This window comes from Clostridium celatum DSM 1785 (assembly GCF_000320405.1).
GTDB classification, from domain to species: Bacteria; Bacillota; Clostridia; order Clostridiales; family Clostridiaceae; genus Clostridium; species Clostridium celatum.
In genome coordinates this window covers 1-1727 of sequence record NZ_KB291614.1, presented here as the reverse complement: position 1 = coordinate 1727, position 1727 = coordinate 1, and the positions used below count along the sequence as shown (strand labels likewise).

The 1727-nt window shown below is 53.2% G+C and carries 1 rRNA gene; it reads left to right on the top strand.

Annotated elements, in window-relative coordinates:
* Positions 1–1727 (top strand): 23S ribosomal RNA (locus HMPREF0216_RS02850); the annotation flags it as partial.

Here is a 1727-nt window from a genome sequence, read left to right as displayed (position 1 = left end):
ACTTACCACCGAAGCTACGGGCTTGCGTAAGCAAGCGGTAGGGGAGCGTCGTAATCGGGCTGAAGTCGTACCGTAAGGGAGCGGTGGACTGATTACGAGTGAGAATGTTGGCATTAGTAGCGAGATGTAGGTGAGAATCCTACAGGCCGAATATCTAAGGTTTCCTCAGGAAGGCTCGTCCGCTGAGGGTTAGTCGGGACCTAAGCCGAGGCCGAAAGGCGTAGGCGATGGACAATCGGTTGATATTCCGATACCACTACCATCGTTATTATCGAGGGTGTGACGGAGAAGGATAGTGTGTGCTAGCGATTGGAAATGCTAGTCTAAGCGTTTAGGGAGTTACGGTAGGCAAATCCGCTGTAACAATTCTGAGGCGTGATGGGGAAGGCCCTTGAGGCTGAAGTACATGATTCCATGCTTCCAAGAAAAGCATCTAGAGAGAGAAGTAGTGCCCGTACCGCAAACCGACACAGGTAGATGAGGAGAGAATCCTAAGGCCGGCGGAAGAATTGCAGTTAAGGAACTAGGCAAATTGACCCCGTAAGTTCGCGAGAAGGGGTGCCTGCGAGAGCAGGCCGCAGAGAATAGGCCCAAGCAACTGTTTAGCAAAAACACAGGTCTCTGCTAAAGCGTAAGCTGATGTATAGGGGCTGACGCCTGCCCGGTGCTGGAAGGTTTTGAGGGGAACACTTAGCGCAAGCGAAGGTGTGAACTTAAGCCCCAGTAAACGGCGGCCGTAACTATAACGGTCCTAAGGTAGCGAAATTCCTTGTCAGGTAAGTTCTGACCCGCACGAATGGCGTAATGACTTGGGCACTGTCTCAACTGCAAATCCGGCGAAGTTGTAGTGCGAGTGGAGATGCTCGCTACCCGCGATTGGACGGAAAGACCCCGTAGAGCTTTACTGCAGCTTAGCATTGAATTCCGGTATTGTCTGTACAGGATAGGTGGGAGACTGGGAAACTAGGGCGTCAGCCTTAGTGGAGTCAACCTTGGGATACCACCCTGACAGTACTGGGGTTCTAACAGGACGCCATGAAACTGGTGACTGGACATTGTTAGGTGGGCAGTTTGACTGGGGCGGTCGCCTCCTAAAAAGTAACGGAGGCGCCCAAAGGTTCCCTCAGAACGGTCGGAAATCGTTCGTAGAGTGCAAAGGCAGAAGGGAGCCTGACTGCGAGACCTACAAGTCGAGCAGGGACGAAAGTCGGGCTTAGTGATCCGGTGGTACCTCGTGGGAGGGCCATCGCTCAACGGATAAAAGCTACCTCGGGGATAACAGGCTGATCTCCCCCAAGAGTCCACATCGACGGGGAGGTTTGGCACCTCGATGTCGGCTCGTCGCATCCTGGGGCTGTAGTAGGTCCCAAGGGTTGGGCTGTTCGCCCATTAAAGCGGCACGCGAGCTGGGTTCAGAACGTCGTGAGACAGTTCGGTCCCTATCCGTCGCGGGCGTAGGAAATTTGAGAGGAGCTGTCCTTAGTACGAGAGGACCGGGATGGACTGACCTCTGGTGCACCAGTTGTTCCGCCAGGAGCATGGATGGGTAGCTAAGTCGGGAAGGGATAAACGCTGAAAGCATCTAAGCGTGAAGCCTCCCTCAAGATGAGATTTCCCATAGCATAAGCTAGTAAGACCCCTTGAAGAACACAAGGGTGATAGGTCAGAGGTGTAAGTGTGGTAACATATTTAGCTGACTGATACTAATAGGTCGAGGGCTTGACCAA